Here is a 16906-nt window from a genome sequence, read left to right on the forward strand (position 1 = left end):
CAGTGCTGGCACATCGTCAAGGTCGGCTTTCACCCATTTACAATAAAACCCATAATTTCAAAACGTTAAGCGACAAAAACTGTACCTTGTCATTGCGCTAGTTCTTATTAGTGGGTTTTAAGTTCTATTTGAAACTTAAGTTTAAAACACATTACCTTTACCCAATCCCCTATCTTATTTTTTGGTTTGCGGTATTGATTAACTGCATCCTCACCTCAAATCCAAAGCAAAAAAATCCTCTGCAAGCAGAGGATTTTTCAAATCTAAAGCAGTTTCAAATTAGAAGCTGTAACGGCCTTGGATGTAATAACTACCGCCATTGAAGTCAAATGGGCTTGTCTCGTAATAAATGCCGCCAGCGTAATCCTGGCTGCCTGCATACGGCATACGATGAGCTTCTTGGTCAAATATATTATTCGCACCAACTGAAACAGTAAACTCTTCAGTTACTGAATAGCTCAATTCCGCATCAATTGTAATAGCAGAATCACCAGTTTCACTTACACCTGGATCATCGGCATGTACTGCTAAGTATTCACCATAGTAGTTAGCGCGGATAAACGTACTTACGTCTTCCCATTTCTGACTAATTGTAAATGTAGCGCGATGCTTAGGAATACCATCTTCTAAACGGCTGATTTTGAAATCTGATGTTGCAACTAGTGCAGCGCCTGTATTTGGATCAAGGCGAGTAGCAACAGAGTCTACAGTCGTTTCGTTCCAGTTATAAGCCAATGCAAAATCAGTGTCTCCACCAAATAATTCAGCTGAATAGTTGGCAACGATATCTAAACCTGTTGTCGTTGTATCAAAATCATTTGCGAAGAAAGTGATAGTACCTAACAATTCAGGGTTTTTAACACCAGCTGCAGCAAGTGGAGCCAAATCAGACGCGACAATGTCCAATTTGTCCGTTTGTGCTATCCGGTCTGTAACTTCAATAGTATAGAAATCCGCTGTTACGAAGAACGTTCCGTCATTATAAACCGCACCAAATGCAAAACTTGTTGATTGCTCTGGATCAAGTATTGTAGCGCCTTTTTGAATTGACACAGGGTGAGCTGGTGGGTAAGTCGCCGATTGAATCAACTCTCCATTAACCATTGACGTTTGTGTATTAACAACATTGTCTTGGCCAACTGTTGGTGCACGGAAACCAGTTGAATGTGACGCACGAAGTGAAATATCGTCTGATAACTCATATTGTGCAGTTAATTTATAGTTAGTTGTATCACCAAACGAAGAGAAATCTTCATAACGTAACGCGCCGCCTAATAATAATTGGTCAGTCACTTGAGATTCTAAATCTAAGTAAGCTCCAAAGCTATCTCGGGTACTCGTCCCTGCAGCATCTTCGTGGAAGCCAGCAAAACCATGAGAACCGATACTAAACCCTTGGCTCGCTAACGGGCCCGCTTGCCAAGACGCATCTTCACCAGCAATGATTTCGAAGCTCTCTTGACGAATTTCAATACCCGATGCAACATTTACCAGTTGACCACCATCTAATTGGACTTCTTTAACTAAATCGACATTAAACGATTTTTCCAATTGAACGTAGCTACCTGTATCAAAGCTTAAACCTGAAGGTTGTACAGGACCAAATGATGGGTTGACCGTATTTACTAGAGTGTACGACGACTTATTGCGACCTACTGAGCCACTAACATCATACATAACTTCATCTAAGAAACCGTGTTTAAATTCACCTTTAACACCAGCCACAAACGATGAATCTTCAATATCACCGGTAAATTGCGGAGTGTAACCACCTATAGTAAAATTTCGTTAAACGCGAAACAGTTTTGACCTACTGCCGTATTTGGATCTGCAATTAATTGATAATCAGAATTATCAAGAATATTTTCGGTCGTAGGCGTTAACGGTAAAACAGGACATTCAACGCCAACTCCAACGCCGTCTAAATCACCAACTAAATGGTTAGCGTCACCGGTAAATACGCCACCACGGTTTTGTGGGTTACGATAGTAATAGCCCCCAGTTGCAGTACGTGAAGAAACATTACCAAACGCATATAAACTAGCTTGGTCATTTAGCTCCAAACCTAAGTTAATAAATACCGATAGATCGTCCTTAATTTCAGGATTACCCCAAACCATAGCTGGATCATTAACTGATGTATTACCAGCATCGATTAAGTTTTGTGCATCATTACGTTGAACTGTTCTGCTCGTCGCATCGGCGTTTTTATATTGGAAACTTAAATTGGCAAAGCCATTTTCTGTTAGTTCCAAGCCAATATTACCGTCAACAACAGTAGCTGCACCGTCACCTTCGAAATATTCACCTTGACGAACTGAAATAGAACCACCTTCAGACGCATCATTTAGAACAAAGTTTAAAACCCCAGCAATGGCGTCAGAACCATATTGTGCCGCCGCACCATCACGCAAGATTTCAACTTGCTTTAATGCAGAACTTGGGATTACTGAAATGTCTGGGCCTTGAGCACCATCATTAATACCACCACCTTGGAATGCTAATACAGATGCACGGTGACGACGCTTGCCGTTAACCAAAATCAACGTACTGTCCGAAGACAAACCACGTAAGTTCACCGGGCGAATAAACGATGCAGCGTCACTAATTGGCTGTTGTTTTACGGTAAAAGACGGAACTGCAGCTTGCAACATGTCTAGCATGTCAGTTGATGCATTTTTACCTAATTCATCTCCACCAATAATATCAATAGGAACTGGTGAGTCATCAACTGAACGAGGTGCGGCACGTGAGCCTACTACGGCAATTCGTTCAACTTCTTCTGCTGACTCCGCAGCGATTGTTTGGGTAGAGACGGTAGACAGGGCTAAACTTGAAAATAATGCTAGTTTAACCACTTTTGAAAGTGGTGATAATTTATACACTGTTTATTTCCTTCATATGCTATTCATGTTTTGTTGTTGTTGTGCGGTACTCAATTCTGTGTGAGCACTTGTGATAACCTACTACCTATAATAGCCTTGAGTCAACAAAGGAATGTTACAATTTATTTACTAAAGGCAACAATTTAATACCATCTATAAGATTGATATATAAAGAAATAAATATAAATGCAGTAGAAGTGAAAAATTATTAGAAAGTAAATTGGACAAATATGAAATTATGACCCATCCTAAATTACGATGGGTCATTTTTATTAAAAATCCCTAATTATTCAGACTCAGTATTTGACACTAAATCATTTTTATCGATTGCGAGTTTGTTGTAGTCATTTTTAGCTATTTCAATCAACCACTTCGAATTATCAATTGCTATAAAGTACAAATTTTCATCGTCACTTGAATAAAAATCAACTCTCAATCTACCGGTATTTCCAAGTTTAGATTGATATTCAACAAAAACGCTCTGAGTTAATTTTAACAAATCAAGTTTTGTGCGTTGTTCAACACCTCGTAATTCTAAAGAAACTAAATTTCGAACAAATCCATCAATAATCGATGGTGACTTTAATTCGATATCGACTATTTCGTCGCCAACTAATTCAAAATGATCTGCCAGTACCGACTTTTCGCTGTCCGATTTTTCGTCTAGTTTTGATAAGTTCAACGTTTGTTCTACTGCCTTTTTAGCCAAATTAGTGATATTTTCTTCATTCGAGGCTTTGTCTTCAACCGCTAAGTTCTTTAAAGGTCGCACTGCGCTAAATTCAACTTGTCCAGCTTTATCCAAGGTCACTTTACGAATGTCTGAATAGTCCACAGCAAATACCTTGGGCTCTAGCCAGTCATTAACAGAGTCAGATAATTGCAAGTAACTATCAACTAGATAAGTTTGAGGCGAATCTTCAAATCGCACATACCGACCTTTGCCATGGCCCATTTCTTTACCAATTAACAAAGCCATCTCATTTAAGGCCAATGAAGAACCAATCTTGATGCGTTAGAATGTGGAGAATCTAATGCAGCTAAATTTAGTTTGGAATGGTGTTCAACTTTAGCCGTTTTTAATTCGACGACGCGAGTCGACTGTAACTCTCGTAAAAACTCGGTTAGTGCATTGACGTTAGCGGGGTAATCAAAACCTTCTTTAACCCGCCATTCATTGCCAACGAGATCAATTGTGACACTTTGGTCGTCAGTCGCCGTTTCTATGACAACTTTATTGATTTTATTTAGGTCAACTTTAGCCGATGCATATGACAACAGGTCTTTTTATTGAGATGAGATGAGCCTGCGTCACTTGACGATATTTTTAAACCAACCGTAATGGCTACGAGTGATATTATTAATAATACAAATAAAGAATTTTGTTTCATTTCTACCTCACTAACCGAGTTGTTGCATTTGTTTCATCATTTGGCGGCGCACATACTGGGCAATAGCACCTAATAAAAGTGTTAACAATAAAGGGAATACGGCAATATTTAAAAATTTCAGCCAGCTGCCCAGTGACTCTATGTCTTTATCTAACTGATGCCTGACAACACGGAGTTCTTTCCTTATCGCTAACTTTTTAGCAACAAACTGCTCCACTGCGGCAGTTTGTTCTGCCGTTAAAACGAGCGCCCCCGACTCAGATTGTTGGCTTTGTAAATCGGCTAACTGACTTTCCGTTTGCTGTAATTCGTTTTGCAAACGTTGCTCTTGCTCTCTAAATTTAGCTTCTGCAGCAACGGTTAACGCTTCAACAACATCAAACGGACGTTGATATTTACCTTTTCCTCTGATTGACAATAAATTCGAACTACCCGATAAGTTATCGACTGCATTGATAAGGAAATCACCGTTATTCGCAAAAGGTTGCAAAATGGTTTGACCAAAGAAGTTAGAGGTTTGCACCCAGAATCGATCCGTTAACATGTCGGTGTCCGCAACTACAACAACTTGAATATTGTCTGCAGATTTTAACCAATCTTCATCTACTCGGCCTTCTGGTAAAGTTTCAAACGCTGTGTTTGCAGCCCCACTAACGCGAGCGGCTAAAACTCGCGAAACCTGCCCCGGTGTAAAGTTATTTGTTAGCCTTTCTGGATTTTGGCCGGCCATTGAATACACCATGGAATTGGTGATAGCACTAAACTCTGAACTTGAGAACAAAGGCGTAAACGTTGTGCTCGCGTTTTCAATCTTTGATAAGCTACCAAAACTGGCGCCATTAATTGACGCTAGAGACGTTGTGACGACGTCCTGCCCATCGATGTTTTCTCTATCTAGCCCCAAATAGCCAATATGACGCCCAGGCTTGCCATCTGGCATTCTAATTTCAAGCCCTTTGGCTGCATCCAATACAATTTCACTGCTGTTGTAATCCACTCCTCAGGCAGTAAATAAACGAGCTAAATCTGAGCTAGAAGCCGCTGACATTCCCATCATATTTGCCTCCGCGTCACTTTCAGCATTTGGGTCAACAAACACCAGCAGTTTTCCGCCCCCTAATACATATTGGTCAATGGCAAACAGTTGGTTTTCCGACAGGTTTTTAGGATGAACAAGTATTAGCAAGTTAATGTCGTTAGGCAATGTTTCAGAATCTTGCTCTAGAACATTAATGTCATATAACTGCGCTAATTGGCTGTAGGTACTCCAAGCAGGTGTTGTAGCAGGTTGCCCCATTTGCATCGCCATAGGATTGGGATTTAAACCTCCTTGCATAGGCAAACTCGATAACAACGCAATTTTCACTTGAGTCGGATGAGTTAATCGGTAGATTAACTTACTAATTTCATATTCAAGTAAGGTTTCCTGACTAGGGTCAAAAAACGCAATAATCTCTTTATTATCTATCGAATCAGTTGCTGCAAGGCCTAAATATACAGACTCGCCGGTCGTACTTATTGGTGCTGCCGTAAGCCCCATTTCTGCCGCTTTATCTTCCGCTTCAGAAAACGGCTCAGGGTCGATGATATGAAGTTTAATTTTGCCATCTGCATATAGTTCATATTCTTCCAACAAGCTTTGGACTCGCACGGCATAGTTGCGCAACGATGTCAGGCCCTCTGTCGCTTTATTGGAATAGAAAAAATACAAATTTATCGGCTCATCTATTTCTGTAAGAATTTTGTGTGTTCCCTCTGAAATCGAATAAACACCGCCTTCGGTTAAATCCAGTCTCGCTTTATTAAACAAAACATTATTAAGTAAAACCAAAGCAAAAAATGCAATTGCAATCGCGCCTAACGAAACGACAAGGCCACTTTTGTTTTTTAAAAATTCATTTTAAATTAGCTCCCTTAATCGGCTTTTTTATTTTCAATAATGACTAGGCCGGCCGCTAGCCAGCAAACAATCACAACAACAAAATACCCAACATCTTTAAGTGAAATGACACCTTTAGCTATTGCGTCAAAATGTTGAAGAAAAGACAACGAGGCGATAACGTCAATGACGACTGAAGGCAACCAGCCTTGAAACGCCCCTAAAACCGCATCACTGCCGCTAAGAACAAATAAAAAGCTAACAGTAACTGCCAAAATAAATGCAACAACTTGAGATTTAGACAACGCAGACATACAAATGCCTACGGCCAAAAATGCGCCGGCCATTAGCCAGCTTCCAAAGTACGCAGCAACAATGACACCATTATCGGGAGCGCCTAAGTAATTGACCGTAAGCCATAGTGGGAAAGTAAGAACTAAGGCTAACCCTAGCACTAACCAAGCCGATAGAAATTTAGCTGCCATTGCTTGGACCGTTGTAATAGGCAGTGTCATTAATAATTCTATCGAACCACTACGTCGTTCTTCACTCCAGGTCCGCATCGCAAATGCTGGGACTAAAAATAGGTATAGCCACGGATGGAAATTAAAAAATGGCATTAAGTCTGCTTGACCTCGTTCATATAACCCACCCAAGTTAAAGGTCATAATTCCGCTCATAACTAAAAATATGGCGATAAAAACATAGGCAACTGGTGTAGCGAAAAACGACAAAAATTCTCGTTTGGTTAAAATAGAAATCATTGAAATGTTGTTCATCATTGTCTCCTATTTCACAATTTCTGAGTTTGAGGTGAGTTCACGGAAAATGTCATCGATTCGCCCTTTTTCACTATAAATGGCATCGATTTCAATATTTTCATTTTGAATAAATTTGTACACTTGGTTAAATATGTTTTGACCATTTTGAGGCTTTATTGTCACCATATTGCCCGACACTTCGACCGCCGCAATATCGTTTAACGATTTAAATTGGTCTTTATCTATGTTGCTTGAAGATGTTTCAATCGTAACTGCATTGTGGAATGACGATTTGTTTTGCAGTTCATTTGGTGTTCCATCAAATATTTTTTGACCATTTGCAATGATCACAGCTCGATTACACACCGCTGTTACTTCTTCAAGAATATGAGTAGAGACAATTACGATTTTATCTTTGGCCATCTTCTGGATCAGTTCCCTGACCTATGTGTTTTTGATTTGGATCCAGACCGTCAGTCGGCTCGTCTAAAATAAGTACTTTTGGATCATGTAAAATCGCTTGAGCTAATCCTACTCGTCGCTTAAAGCCTTTAGATAAATTATCTATTGGTTTATCTAATACCGACTGCAGTTCGACGCTTTTAATGACCCGGGCAAGTCGCGCTTGTTTTTTACGCCCTGTTAAGCCACGAATATCCGCAATAAAATTTAGGAATTGTGCTGGTGTCATATCACCATAAGCGGGCGCACCTTCCGGCAAATAGCCAATGAGCTTTTTCACATCTATCGGTGACTGTTTTATATCAAATCCATTAACCCATATGGCGCCAGAGGTGGCATCTAAAAATCCGGTTAACATTTTCATAGTCGTCGATTTCCCGGCCCCATTTGGCCCCAAAAACCGACAACTTCGTCTTAGCTTAATCGTAAATGAAAGGTCATTTACTGCAGTAAAGTCGCCAAACTGCTTTGTAATATTTTTAATTTCAATCATCGTTTAATGATCCCTCTGAATAACGTGTATCGTCACTTTTTGTTAGAAACAACATAATCAAAATTATTTGGGCGAGGCCAAATCAGCATTGATATAGGGACGGCTAAATTGATTTCAAGCATGCGAATTAAAATACTAATATTGCAGAATATTCAGACCAGTTTCAGCAGAAATACCCTATCAACTTTGATATTATCTGATTTCTTAAATACACCGAATTTTTCGACCCAATAGTTAAGAAGAGCCTTTTGAATACACTAACGCCTTTTACAGTCAATCCCATCGGATTTGTTGCATCACCTTTTAAAGAAAAGTTCGGCATTCCTAGGCAACCGAAACTATGTCCGGTGTCGAGTTTATTGTGGCTTCACGGTGATGCCAACAATATCGATTGCATTAGAGATATCGAACTTAACTCGCATATTTGGGTTCTGTTTCAGTTTCATCAAAACAGTCAACAAGGCTGGCACCCATTAGTCAGACCGCCGCGTTTAGATGGCAATAAAAAAACCGGCGTATTTGCAACTCGGTCAACCTTCAGACCGAATCAAATTGGTATGTCAGCGGTAAAATTACTCGATGTTGGTGTGACAGATAAAAAGGTATGGCTTGAAGTTGAAGGATTAGATTTGCTCGACGGTACGCCAATCGTCGATATTAAACCCTATATTCCTTATGCTGATGCAATACCGGAAGCAACGTCGGAATTTGCGCCATCGGCACAAGAAACACAACTCAACATTCGTTTTTCAAATGCCGCGCATATAGTCATAGAGGAACTTAAGACCTTAATACCTAATTTAAAGATCGTAATAGAGCAAGTTTTGAAGCAAGATCCCCGTCCAGCCTACAAAAAAGGCAAACCTGATGATAAAATTTATGGTATTCGTCTTTATGATCTAAATATTCGCTGGTCTATCGACGCGGATGAATGCCATGTTTTAACTATAGAGCACGTTTTATGAAGTTAATTAACGCTATTTTTTCTGTTTTATTTTTATTTCCTTTGTTCCAAGTTTTGGCTAACGAGTTCCCACTTTTACCGGAGCCTGTCACCAACAACGCTGTCGCAACCGTAACGATTGACGATGTGCAATATATTGTGAGTTTTATGGGGCTCGCTGCGGGCAAATCATACAAAGATGTTCACAACAAAACATGGAAAATGACAGTTGATAAAGCGGGTCAATATTCGCCATGGCAACAAGTGCGTTCGGTCCCTAGCAGCCTAAAATTAAAAGGTCGACTTGCCAGTATCGCCATTGGTGTTGACGACAAAATATATCTATTTGGTGGCTATACTGTCGCGTCCAATCATACTGAACAGTCAGCGCCGGACGTTTATTCATATGACGTATTAACCGACCATTACAATTTGTTGCCTCCTATGCCCGTTCCTGTAGACGACGCCATCGCCCTGAGTTACCGCAATCGATACATATACTTAGTATCTGGCTGGCACAACGATGGCAACGTAAACCTGGTTCAAATGTATGACATTGTTAAAAATGAATGGCGTCAAGCTAGCCCGTTTTTAGGCGCGCCAGTTTTTGGTCACGCCGGCGGAATTGTCGATAACCAATTAATGGTATGTGACGGTGTAAAAACTGTTGCCCACATGACTCGCCGTCGCAGTTTTGCCCAGCAAACAGCTTGTTACTTAGGTGAAATTGATGTCATGAATCCTGCCCAAATTAATTGGTATGAATGGGTCCATCCAACTGACGAGGGGCGATATAGAATGGCCGCTGCAGGCGACATCGAAAACGATAGAATTATTTTTGTTGGCGGCGCGACAAATCCATATAACTTTGACGGCATCGGCTATGACAAAATCCCGTCGGAACCAACCTCCGAAATTTGGAGTTATTACTTGTCGACACGCACTTGGAAAGTGACGGAGTCCAAAGAAACAACAATGGATCACCGCGGACTAATAAATGTAGGGGATAAATGGATTACGGTCGGAGGCATGGGCAACAAACAAATCGTGTTAGACCATAGGTCAAAACTCACATTCAGTAGCTAAGGTAAAATTTAGTCGCATCTAAAACAAACTCAAACTACGTTGGGACTATTGCCAGTCCCAACTAATATTGGATAACAGCAAACAAGAGTCGCATTTAAAATCAAATAACTGATGTAACGATTCCGCTAAAGCCTAGGGTTCTGAACAACTAGGGCACAAACGTTGTTGCTCTAACGCAAGACTCTCACCACCAACTCGATACAGATATCGATACACAGGAACCTTTAGCTCATCACTTATTTGCTGACAGATATCTAAGCCGTTTTGCATTAACTCGCTATCGGGTTGTGATAGTTGCTCTACGACAAATGGCTCAATTTCGGTTAATTCGTTCATTTGTAATTGATCACAGGCCGCTTGAGATTCTTGCCATTTGATCAGGTCGTAACGAATTGACTCCGGTAGCTTATATAATGGGATAGGTAAAAGTGGTCCATACACCTTACAGGTGAACATGACTGAACAAAGGTTGAATACAACACCAATGCGCTAGGCACTTTACACAAATCGGCAAAATCAGATTGGCTTTCCAGTCCCAGTACCTTAAATTGTGGTAACGCTAATCCACACTTGGCAATCGCTTCAAATGCGTCGGTAACATTATCAGTATTGTATTTAACAGCTACCGAATCTTGTTCGGGACAGACAAATATTACGTCAAAATGATCGTCAACCAAAATGACCGGAAACTCACGACCGATGATCTGACCGTTATAACGATATTCATCTAATAACGCAGAAATAACCGTTTGGGCCTCGGAAATTTCAATATCGACGGCGCAATTGAAGCTTAATTGACATACATACATAAATTAGTTCTTAAAAAGTGACAGTTATTTCAGTTTGGATATTTATCCAAAGCCATTTGATTGCTAGAATCCTCCGCCATTCTAACCTGTTTTTGTCCGAATATTGGAATTAGAATCAGGTCCGGTCAATTAGTGAACAACGAGACAATAATCGCATGCGTACTAGTCAATATATTATTGCTACATTAAAAGAAACGCCATCTGACGCTGAAGTGATCAGCCATCAGCTTATGTTAAGAGCGGGAATGATCCGCAGACTTGCTTCTGGTTTATACACTTGGTTGCCCACTGGCCTAAAAGTTGTTCGTAAAGTAGAACAAATTGTTCGTGAAGAAATGGATAAAGCAGGTGCGCTCGAAATGTTAATGCCTGTTGTTCAACCTGCCGATTTGTGGGAAGAGTCAGGCCGTTGGCAAGAATACGGCCCAGAGTTATTGCGTATCAAAGACCGCCACAATCGCGACTTTGCCTTAGGTCCAACTCACGAAGAAGTTGTGACTGAGTTTGTTCGTAAAGAAATCAACAGCTACAAACAGTTGCCATTAAGTCTTTATCAAATCCAAACAAAGTTCCGCGATGAAGTTCGTCCACGTTTTGGTGTCATGCGTAGCCGCGAATTTGTCATGAAAGATGCGTATTCTTTCCATTTAAGCCAAGAGTCTTTGCAACAGACGTATGACAAAATGTATCAAGCATATTGCAATATCTTTGAACGTTTAGGTTTAGATTTCCGTCCGGTTATCGCTGACACAGGTTCAATTGGTGGTGACGCGTCCCATGAATTTCATGTTTTAGCTGAATCGGGCGAAGACGACATCGCATTTTCGACTGAAAGTTCATTTGCGGCTAATATTGAAAAAGCAGAGGCGCTTGCGCCAAAAGACACTGCTGATGCAGCAACTCAAGAGTTAACGCTCACCGATACGCCTAATGCAAAAACAATAAATGATTTGGTAGAACAGTTTAGCGTAAACATTGAAAAAACAGTGAAAACATTGATTGTTAAAGCCTCTGATGATGTTGACGCTGAATATATAGCGTTAGTCGTACGTGGTGATCATGAACTCAATGAAATTAAAGCTGAAAAACTTGATGAAGTTGCATCGCCATTAGAAATGGCAAGTGAAGAAGCAATTAGAGATGTAATGGGCGCATCAGCAGGCTCACTAGGCCCAATCAATTGCCCTATTCCTGTCATTGTTGACCGAGCTGCCGCCGTTGCATCTGATTTTTCTGCCGGAGCAAACGTCGACGGTAAACACTACTTTGGTATTAACTGGTCACGTGATCTTGAATTGCCAACCGTTGCTGACATCAGAAATGTCGTTGAAGGTGACCCAAGCCCATGTGGTGAAGGAACAATTACCATTAAACGTGGTATTGAAGTTGGTCATATTTTCCAACTTGGTACTAAATACTCAAAAGCAATGAACGCTGGCGTATTAACGGAAACAGGTAAGCACCAAGTATTAGAAATGGGCTGTTATGGTATTGGTATTACGCGAATTGTAGCCGCTGCTATTGAACAGAATCATGACAAATTTGGCATTAAATGGCCAAACGCATTAGCACCGTTCCAAGTTGCTATCGTGCCTATGAACATGCACAAGTCACACCGTATTCCTGATATCGCTAATGCGATATACGACAAGTTAGTGGCAAAAGGCATAGAGGTTTTATTTGACGACCGTAAAGAACGCCCTAGTGTCATGTTTAACGATATGGAACTTATGGGCATTCCGCATCAAATCGTTATCGGTGAACGTAACTTAGACAACAACCAAGTTGAATATAAGAGTCGTACCACCGGTGATAAAGAATTATTAGACGTTGACGATGCTGTTGACTTCGTTTTAAACCAAATTAAGAATGCATAATGAAAGTAACTACAGAAAACCTAAGTAACTTAGCTTGGGATAAAATGGAAGGTTTATTGCCTTGTATTGTTCAAGACGCTGCAAGTGGCAAGATCTTGATGCAAGGTTTTATGAATAAAGACGCGGTTAATGCTTCTTTAGACAGCGGTAAAGTGACGTTTTTTAGTCGCAGTAAAAACCGCCTTTGGACTAAGGGGGAAAGTTCAAGCAACTTTTTAAACCTAGTTGAATTGTCTGTTGATTGCGATCAAGACTCGCTAATCGCGCTTGCGCATCCAGACGGACCAACCTGCCACACTGGTACAGAAACGTGCTGGCACGACGGTACAGCTCAACCTGAAATTAGCTTTATTTCAGATTTAGAGCGCGTTATTGCGTCGCGAAAAGGCGCTGATGCGGACTCGTCATACACAGCATCTTTATATGCCAGTGGCATTAAACGTATCGCTCAAAAAGTGGGGGAAGAAGGCGTTGAAACTGCTCTTGCGGCGACGGTTCAAGATCTTGAAGAACTTAAAAATGAAAGTGCTGATTTAATTTATCACTTATTGGTTCTTCTTCAAGCGTCTGACTTAAGCCTTAGCGATGTTATTGGTGTATTAAAGAAACGTCACGCTAAGTAGCGCTTGCGAATAAACTTATCGTTAGTTTATAAAACAGCTCATTTTTGAGCTGTTTTTTATGGCTATAGTTTGGTTTCGCTAAGGCATAACTTGTGTTATTCGTCAAAACTCGCTATAAAAAACCATAAAAAATAAGGACAGTATAGTTAATGCGTATATTACTTTTAACTCTCGTCTGTTATGTGTTGGTTGCATGTGGCGGAACCGAACCACTTAAAGAAATTGGTGAACCCTATCAACTAACAGAACTGCCGTTATTACGCGCTCAATTTACGGCACATGGTGAAACAGCGGTAACGCTATCGCAAATTGATGTAACACTGTGGAATATCAAAAATGAACAACCCATATTTAGCCATTTGTTTTCCCCAGAAAATGAAGAACAATTTTTTGTCGCCCTTGCTAAAAATCAGCAGGTCCTTGCTACAGCAGGCAAACAAACCGTTACCCTTTTTGATGTTAAAAAGAACCAATTAAGTTTAGCTTGGAAAGTATATGGAACCGTTGAACACGCTGCTATTTCTACGCTAGCGGTCAATTCTCATGGAGATAAAGTTGTTGTTGGACTCACCGATGGCAGTATTTCAGTCACCGATGTTAAGAGTAAAACAAGGTTACTTTATCAACCTCACTTAAGTGAAATTCAATTTCTATTTTTTAATCAATTGGAGAACAAACTGATTACCGCAGGTGTTGATGGTCGACTCGTTGTTCTATCCCTTGATACCGGTGTAATAGAACAAGAATATGAGTTCCTATCAAGGATCACTGCTTTACATGTCGAACCTCGAACCGGCAATGTTTTTGCGTCCGATGCACTAGGCAATGAAATCATTACCCATATCGATAACATTCATAAATCAAAAAGTTTATCTTATATTGAACGGAACCAATATTTTCGACAGGCACGATTTATTAACCAATCACTCCTAGTAACAAGCAATTCGAAAAATAAGCTGACGGTTTGGAATTTAGAAAACGGCAAAGAAGTTGCGTCTGGAAATATTAAGGCATTAACCGCAAGCTCCTCGACGAGTGACTTAGTTATTTCAGGAAGTTCTATTTTGAGTTTGTCGACTGATGGGATTGTACAAAATTGGCCAATCCCATCAATTTAGTTTGATGTTAGGAAACGCAGGTTATTGATAAACAAAACGCTGATTTAGTCTTAAGTCAGCTAATGAACTGCCAATAAAAGCCTCAAATTCACCTGCTTCATATCGCCAAGCATTTGTTGATTCATCCCAAAACGACAAGTCCCTTGGCTTAAGTGTTAATGTCACTTGCTGCGTTTCCCTAGGTTTAATTCAACCTTAGTAAAGCCTTTGAGCTCTTTTAGCGGTCGTTCTACTGAGGATTCAACATCATGGACGTATAACTGTACAACTTCTTTGCCTTTTACCAAGCCAGTGTTTTTGACATCCAAAGTCAGTTTAACGTTGCCGTCTGACAATGGCGTGATCATAAGGTTTTGATAGTCAAATGTTGTATAAGAAAGACCATGACCAAATGGGAATAACGTATCGATTTGTTGCTGTTCAAACCAACGGTATCCAATAAATACCCCTTCTTTATACAAAGATTCAGTAGCATTGTAATCATCGAGTTTAATTGCAGCTACGTCACTAAGTTGTTTTGGCAAAGTGATCGGCATTTTGCCACTTGGGTTTACTTTACCCAATAAAACATTCGCAAGTGCGTTGCCAGCTTCTTGGCCGCCGTACCAGCCCCAAACAACACTTTTTGCTTGTTCTACCTAGGGCATTTCAACAGCAGAACCCGCGACCATAACAACCGTTGTATTGGCATTTACAGACAATAAATTACTGATAATTTGATCCTGACCATTTGGCAGTTTCATATCCGTACGGTCAATTGCTTCACGGTCGTCAGCGTGGCTCAAGCCACCAAAATAAATAATGGCATCTGCTTTTTTAGCCGCTGCTAAATATTGTTCTTTCTCCAAAAATAGACCTCCAGGTGACTGCCAACCTAGAACAAAGTTATTTTTTCCTTGGTATTCAATTTCAAAATCATAAGCTTTACCAGCCATCAAATTCATACTGACTGGACGACGGGAGTCAGATATCATTCGTCGACCATCAACATATAGAGCAAATTCACCGCCAAACTCAGCCTGTAATATATGCTCGCCGCTTCGTAACGGCTTAATCGTCGCCGACATCTTAATGTACTTTTTAGCACCGTCTAAGTTTTTATATTCAGAGTTTACAATCCAAGATTCGCTTGTTTTGGTTTTATAGCGTCTGCCTTGGTAAAAACTGATATTCCAAGCTGGTGTTCCCGTCCAGTGACGTGTCGCAATAAAATCTGCAGGTATAGGGGATATGTCGTCAGGCTGGGCTCGTAAAAAGGTAATTTCAACGTCATTGCCTAATGCATTTTTTAACCCCTGTAACGGTGTAATTTCATACAAAGATTTAATTTCAGATGAACCGCCACCAGCGCCATGTGCTTTGTCTGCATTAGGTCCCATGACTAAAATCGACTTTATTTGGGTTGGTTCAAGAGGCAAAACATTGTCATCATTTTTGAGAAGCACCACGCCATTTTCAGCTATGGTTCTCGCCGCAACTTTATGTTCTTGGGTATTTCGTTGACCTGATTTTCGCGACTTATCCATCATGCCGATGTTAAATTGCACGCGTAAAATACGTCTGACTTTGTCGTCCAAAACCGATGGTTCGATATCGCCGTTGACTATCATTTTTTTAAAATTATCTGCGAGAACATAATCGTTATAGTTTTTAACGTCGGTGCCCATTTCAATGTCTAAACCGTTAACCGCGGCATCAAAGGTATTGATATTGACGTTCCAATCGGTCATCAACACGCCTTCAAAACCCCACTCGCCTTTTAAAATATCCATGACAAGATGTTTACTTTGGTTAGCATTTGTACCGTAATAATTGTTATATGCCCCCATTAATGCCCATGCTCCACCCTCTTTAACAGCGGCTTCAAATGCAGGCAAGTACACTTCTCTTAATGTACGCTCAGATGGTCTAGCATCAACGCCTGTTCGATTGAGTTCTTGCGTATTTAAGGCGTAATGCTTAACCGTCGCAGCCACGTCGTTTTGTTGAATTGCTTTTACTTCAGGTACAACAAGCTTGGCCGCTAAATAAGGATCTTCACCCATGTATTCAAAATTTCGGCCATATAAAGGCAACCGAGCCATATTAACACCTGGGCCTAAAATAAAGTCTTTTCCACGGTGACGGGCTTCACTGCCTAAAACATTGCCGTGCAATGTGGCCATTTCTACATCCCAACTTGCGGCAACCGTTGTTAATGGTGGTAAGTACGTTGAATGATCACTTTCTAAATTTGCCGGTGCCCAATCATGTCGATTAATTTCATAACGAACCCCATGTGGACCGTCAGATAAAACCATTTCATGGATACCTAAACGCTCAACTGCACCAATACTAAATTTTGAATCAGCGTGAACCAAACCGAGCTTTTCGTCTAATGTCATTTGCGCCAAAAGAGACTCTATTTGCGATTCAAAATCGGGGGTTTTGTCTAGCTGAACTTGTGATTTCTGTTCAGGTTTTTCTAACGACTGTTCCGTTGTCGCATTACAACCATAAACTAACGAAATCGCCAGTAATAGCTGGGTGGATTGACTAAGAGACATCACGACTCGAACTCCATTGTTATCTATTTAGTG

12 protein-coding genes and 4 pseudogenes are annotated in these 16906 nt (G+C 40.5%); 5 read left to right on the top strand and 11 right to left on the bottom strand.

Going from position 1 to position 16906, the window contains the following annotated elements:
* Positions 1-279: 279 nt before the first annotated feature.
* From PN838_RS05540 to PN838_RS27025, 7 genes and pseudogenes are all read right to left on the bottom strand, one after another.
* Positions 280-2885 (bottom strand): annotated as a pseudogene (locus PN838_RS05540) (TonB-dependent receptor plug domain-containing protein).
* Between the two features lie 286 nt (positions 2886-3171).
* Entirely contained in the window at positions 3172-3879 is a 708-nt protein-coding gene (locus PN838_RS05545; RefSeq protein ID WP_272179977.1) for a DUF4340 domain-containing protein, read from the bottom strand.
* Positions 3870-4163, bottom strand: a complete 294-nt coding sequence (locus tag PN838_RS05550) for a hypothetical protein (RefSeq protein ID WP_272179978.1) — start codon at positions 4161-4163, stop codon at positions 3870-3872. Before PN838_RS05550 ends, PN838_RS05545 begins: the two co-directional genes overlap by 10 nt.
* 123 nt (positions 4164-4286) lie before the next feature.
* Positions 4287-6107, bottom strand: a pseudogene (locus PN838_RS27850) (GldG family protein).
* A gap of 83 nt (positions 6108-6190) precedes the next feature.
* Entirely contained in the window at positions 6191-6925 is a 735-nt protein-coding gene (locus tag PN838_RS05565; protein ID WP_215962294.1) for an ABC transporter permease subunit, read from the bottom strand.
* A gap of 18 nt (positions 6926-6943) precedes the next feature.
* On the bottom strand, positions 6944-7339 hold the full coding sequence (locus PN838_RS27020; RefSeq protein WP_370661004.1) for a hypothetical protein: 396 nt from the start codon (positions 7337-7339) through the stop codon (positions 6944-6946).
* On the bottom strand, positions 7326-7871 hold the full coding sequence (locus tag PN838_RS27025; protein ID WP_370661005.1) for an ABC transporter ATP-binding protein: 546 nt from the start codon (positions 7869-7871) through the stop codon (positions 7326-7328). The genes PN838_RS27020 and PN838_RS27025 overlap by 14 nt, the downstream gene beginning before the upstream one ends.
* 248 nt (positions 7872-8119) lie before the next feature.
* Here PN838_RS27025 and tsaA point away from each other — a divergent pair, with 248 nt between their 5' ends.
* Positions 8120-8836: a tRNA (N6-threonylcarbamoyladenosine(37)-N6)-methyltransferase TrmO gene (gene tsaA / locus PN838_RS05575; protein ID WP_272179981.1), complete on the top strand. Its 717-nt coding sequence runs from the start codon at positions 8120-8122 to the stop codon at positions 8834-8836.
* Positions 8833-9900, top strand: coding sequence for a Kelch repeat-containing protein (locus PN838_RS05580; RefSeq protein ID WP_272179982.1), 1068 nt, complete (start codon positions 8833-8835; stop codon positions 9898-9900). The genes tsaA and PN838_RS05580 overlap by 4 nt, the downstream gene beginning before the upstream one ends.
* Before the next feature lie 45 nt (positions 9901-9945).
* On the opposite strand, the pseudogene PN838_RS27920 reads toward PN838_RS05580, so the two are convergent.
* The 3 genes and pseudogenes from PN838_RS27920 to PN838_RS27930 form a co-directional block, all read right to left on the bottom strand.
* A pseudogene (locus PN838_RS27920) lies at positions 9946-10020 on the bottom strand (DUF8594 domain-containing protein); the annotation flags it as partial.
* Positions 10021-10032: 12 nt separating this feature from the next.
* The gene (locus PN838_RS27925) at positions 10033-10356 is read right to left on the bottom strand and encodes a DUF2310 family Zn-ribbon-containing protein (protein WP_502592181.1); all 324 of its coding nucleotides are present in this window, start codon (positions 10354-10356) and stop codon (positions 10033-10035) included.
* The gene (locus tag PN838_RS27930; RefSeq protein WP_272179983.1) at positions 10278-10709 is read right to left on the bottom strand and encodes a DUF8589 domain-containing protein; all 432 of its coding nucleotides are present in this window, start codon (positions 10707-10709) and stop codon (positions 10278-10280) included. Before PN838_RS27930 ends, PN838_RS27925 begins: the two co-directional genes overlap by 79 nt.
* 155 nt (positions 10710-10864) lie before the next feature.
* On the opposite strand from PN838_RS27930, the gene PN838_RS05595 reads away from it, so the two are divergent.
* From PN838_RS05595 to PN838_RS05605, 3 genes are all read left to right on the top strand, one after another.
* On the top strand, positions 10865-12586 hold the full coding sequence (locus PN838_RS05595; RefSeq protein WP_272179984.1) for a proline--tRNA ligase: 1722 nt from the start codon (positions 10865-10867) through the stop codon (positions 12584-12586).
* Positions 12586-13209, top strand: coding sequence for a bifunctional phosphoribosyl-AMP cyclohydrolase/phosphoribosyl-ATP diphosphatase HisIE (gene hisIE / locus PN838_RS05600; RefSeq protein ID WP_215962204.1), 624 nt, complete (start codon positions 12586-12588; stop codon positions 13207-13209). Before PN838_RS05595 ends, hisIE begins: the two co-directional genes overlap by 1 nt.
* Positions 13210-13358: 149 nt before the next feature.
* Entirely contained in the window at positions 13359-14327 is a 969-nt protein-coding gene (locus PN838_RS05605; protein WP_272179985.1) for a WD40 repeat domain-containing protein, read from the top strand.
* 21 nt (positions 14328-14348) lie between these two features.
* Here PN838_RS05605 and PN838_RS05615 read toward each other — a convergent pair.
* Positions 14349-16873: pseudogene (locus tag PN838_RS05615) on the bottom strand (beta-glucosidase).
* Positions 16874-16906 lie beyond the last annotated feature (33 nt).

The organism is Psychrosphaera algicola, from assembly GCF_028401425.1.
Lineage (GTDB): Bacteria > Pseudomonadota > Gammaproteobacteria > Enterobacterales > Alteromonadaceae > Psychrosphaera > Psychrosphaera algicola.

Bases quoted from the DNA above. Each gene is read 5' to 3' on its own strand.
- PN838_RS27930 (WP_272179983.1), bottom strand. From the start codon at position 10,709: ATGTATGTATGTCAATTAAGCTTCAATTGCGCCGTCGATATTGAAATT.
- PN838_RS27025 (WP_370661005.1), bottom strand. From the start codon at position 7,871: ATGATTGAAATTAAAAATATTACAAAGCAGTTTGGCGACTTTACTGCA.
- PN838_RS05605 (WP_272179985.1), top strand. From the start codon at position 13,359: ATGCGTATATTACTTTTAACTCTCGTCTGTTATGTGTTGGTTGCATGT.
- PN838_RS05595 (WP_272179984.1), top strand. From the start codon at position 10,865: ATGCGTACTAGTCAATATATTATTGCTACATTAAAAGAAACGCCATCT.
- PN838_RS27020 (WP_370661004.1), bottom strand. From the start codon at position 7,339: ATGGCCAAAGATAAAATCGTAATTGTCTCTACTCATATTCTTGAAGAA.
- PN838_RS27925 (WP_502592181.1), bottom strand. From the start codon at position 10,356: ATGTTCACCTGTAAGGTGTATGGACCACTTTTACCTATCCCATTATAT.
- PN838_RS05580 (WP_272179982.1), top strand. From the start codon at position 8,833: ATGAAGTTAATTAACGCTATTTTTTCTGTTTTATTTTTATTTCCTTTG.
- hisIE (WP_215962204.1), top strand. From the start codon at position 12,586: ATGAAAGTAACTACAGAAAACCTAAGTAACTTAGCTTGGGATAAAATG.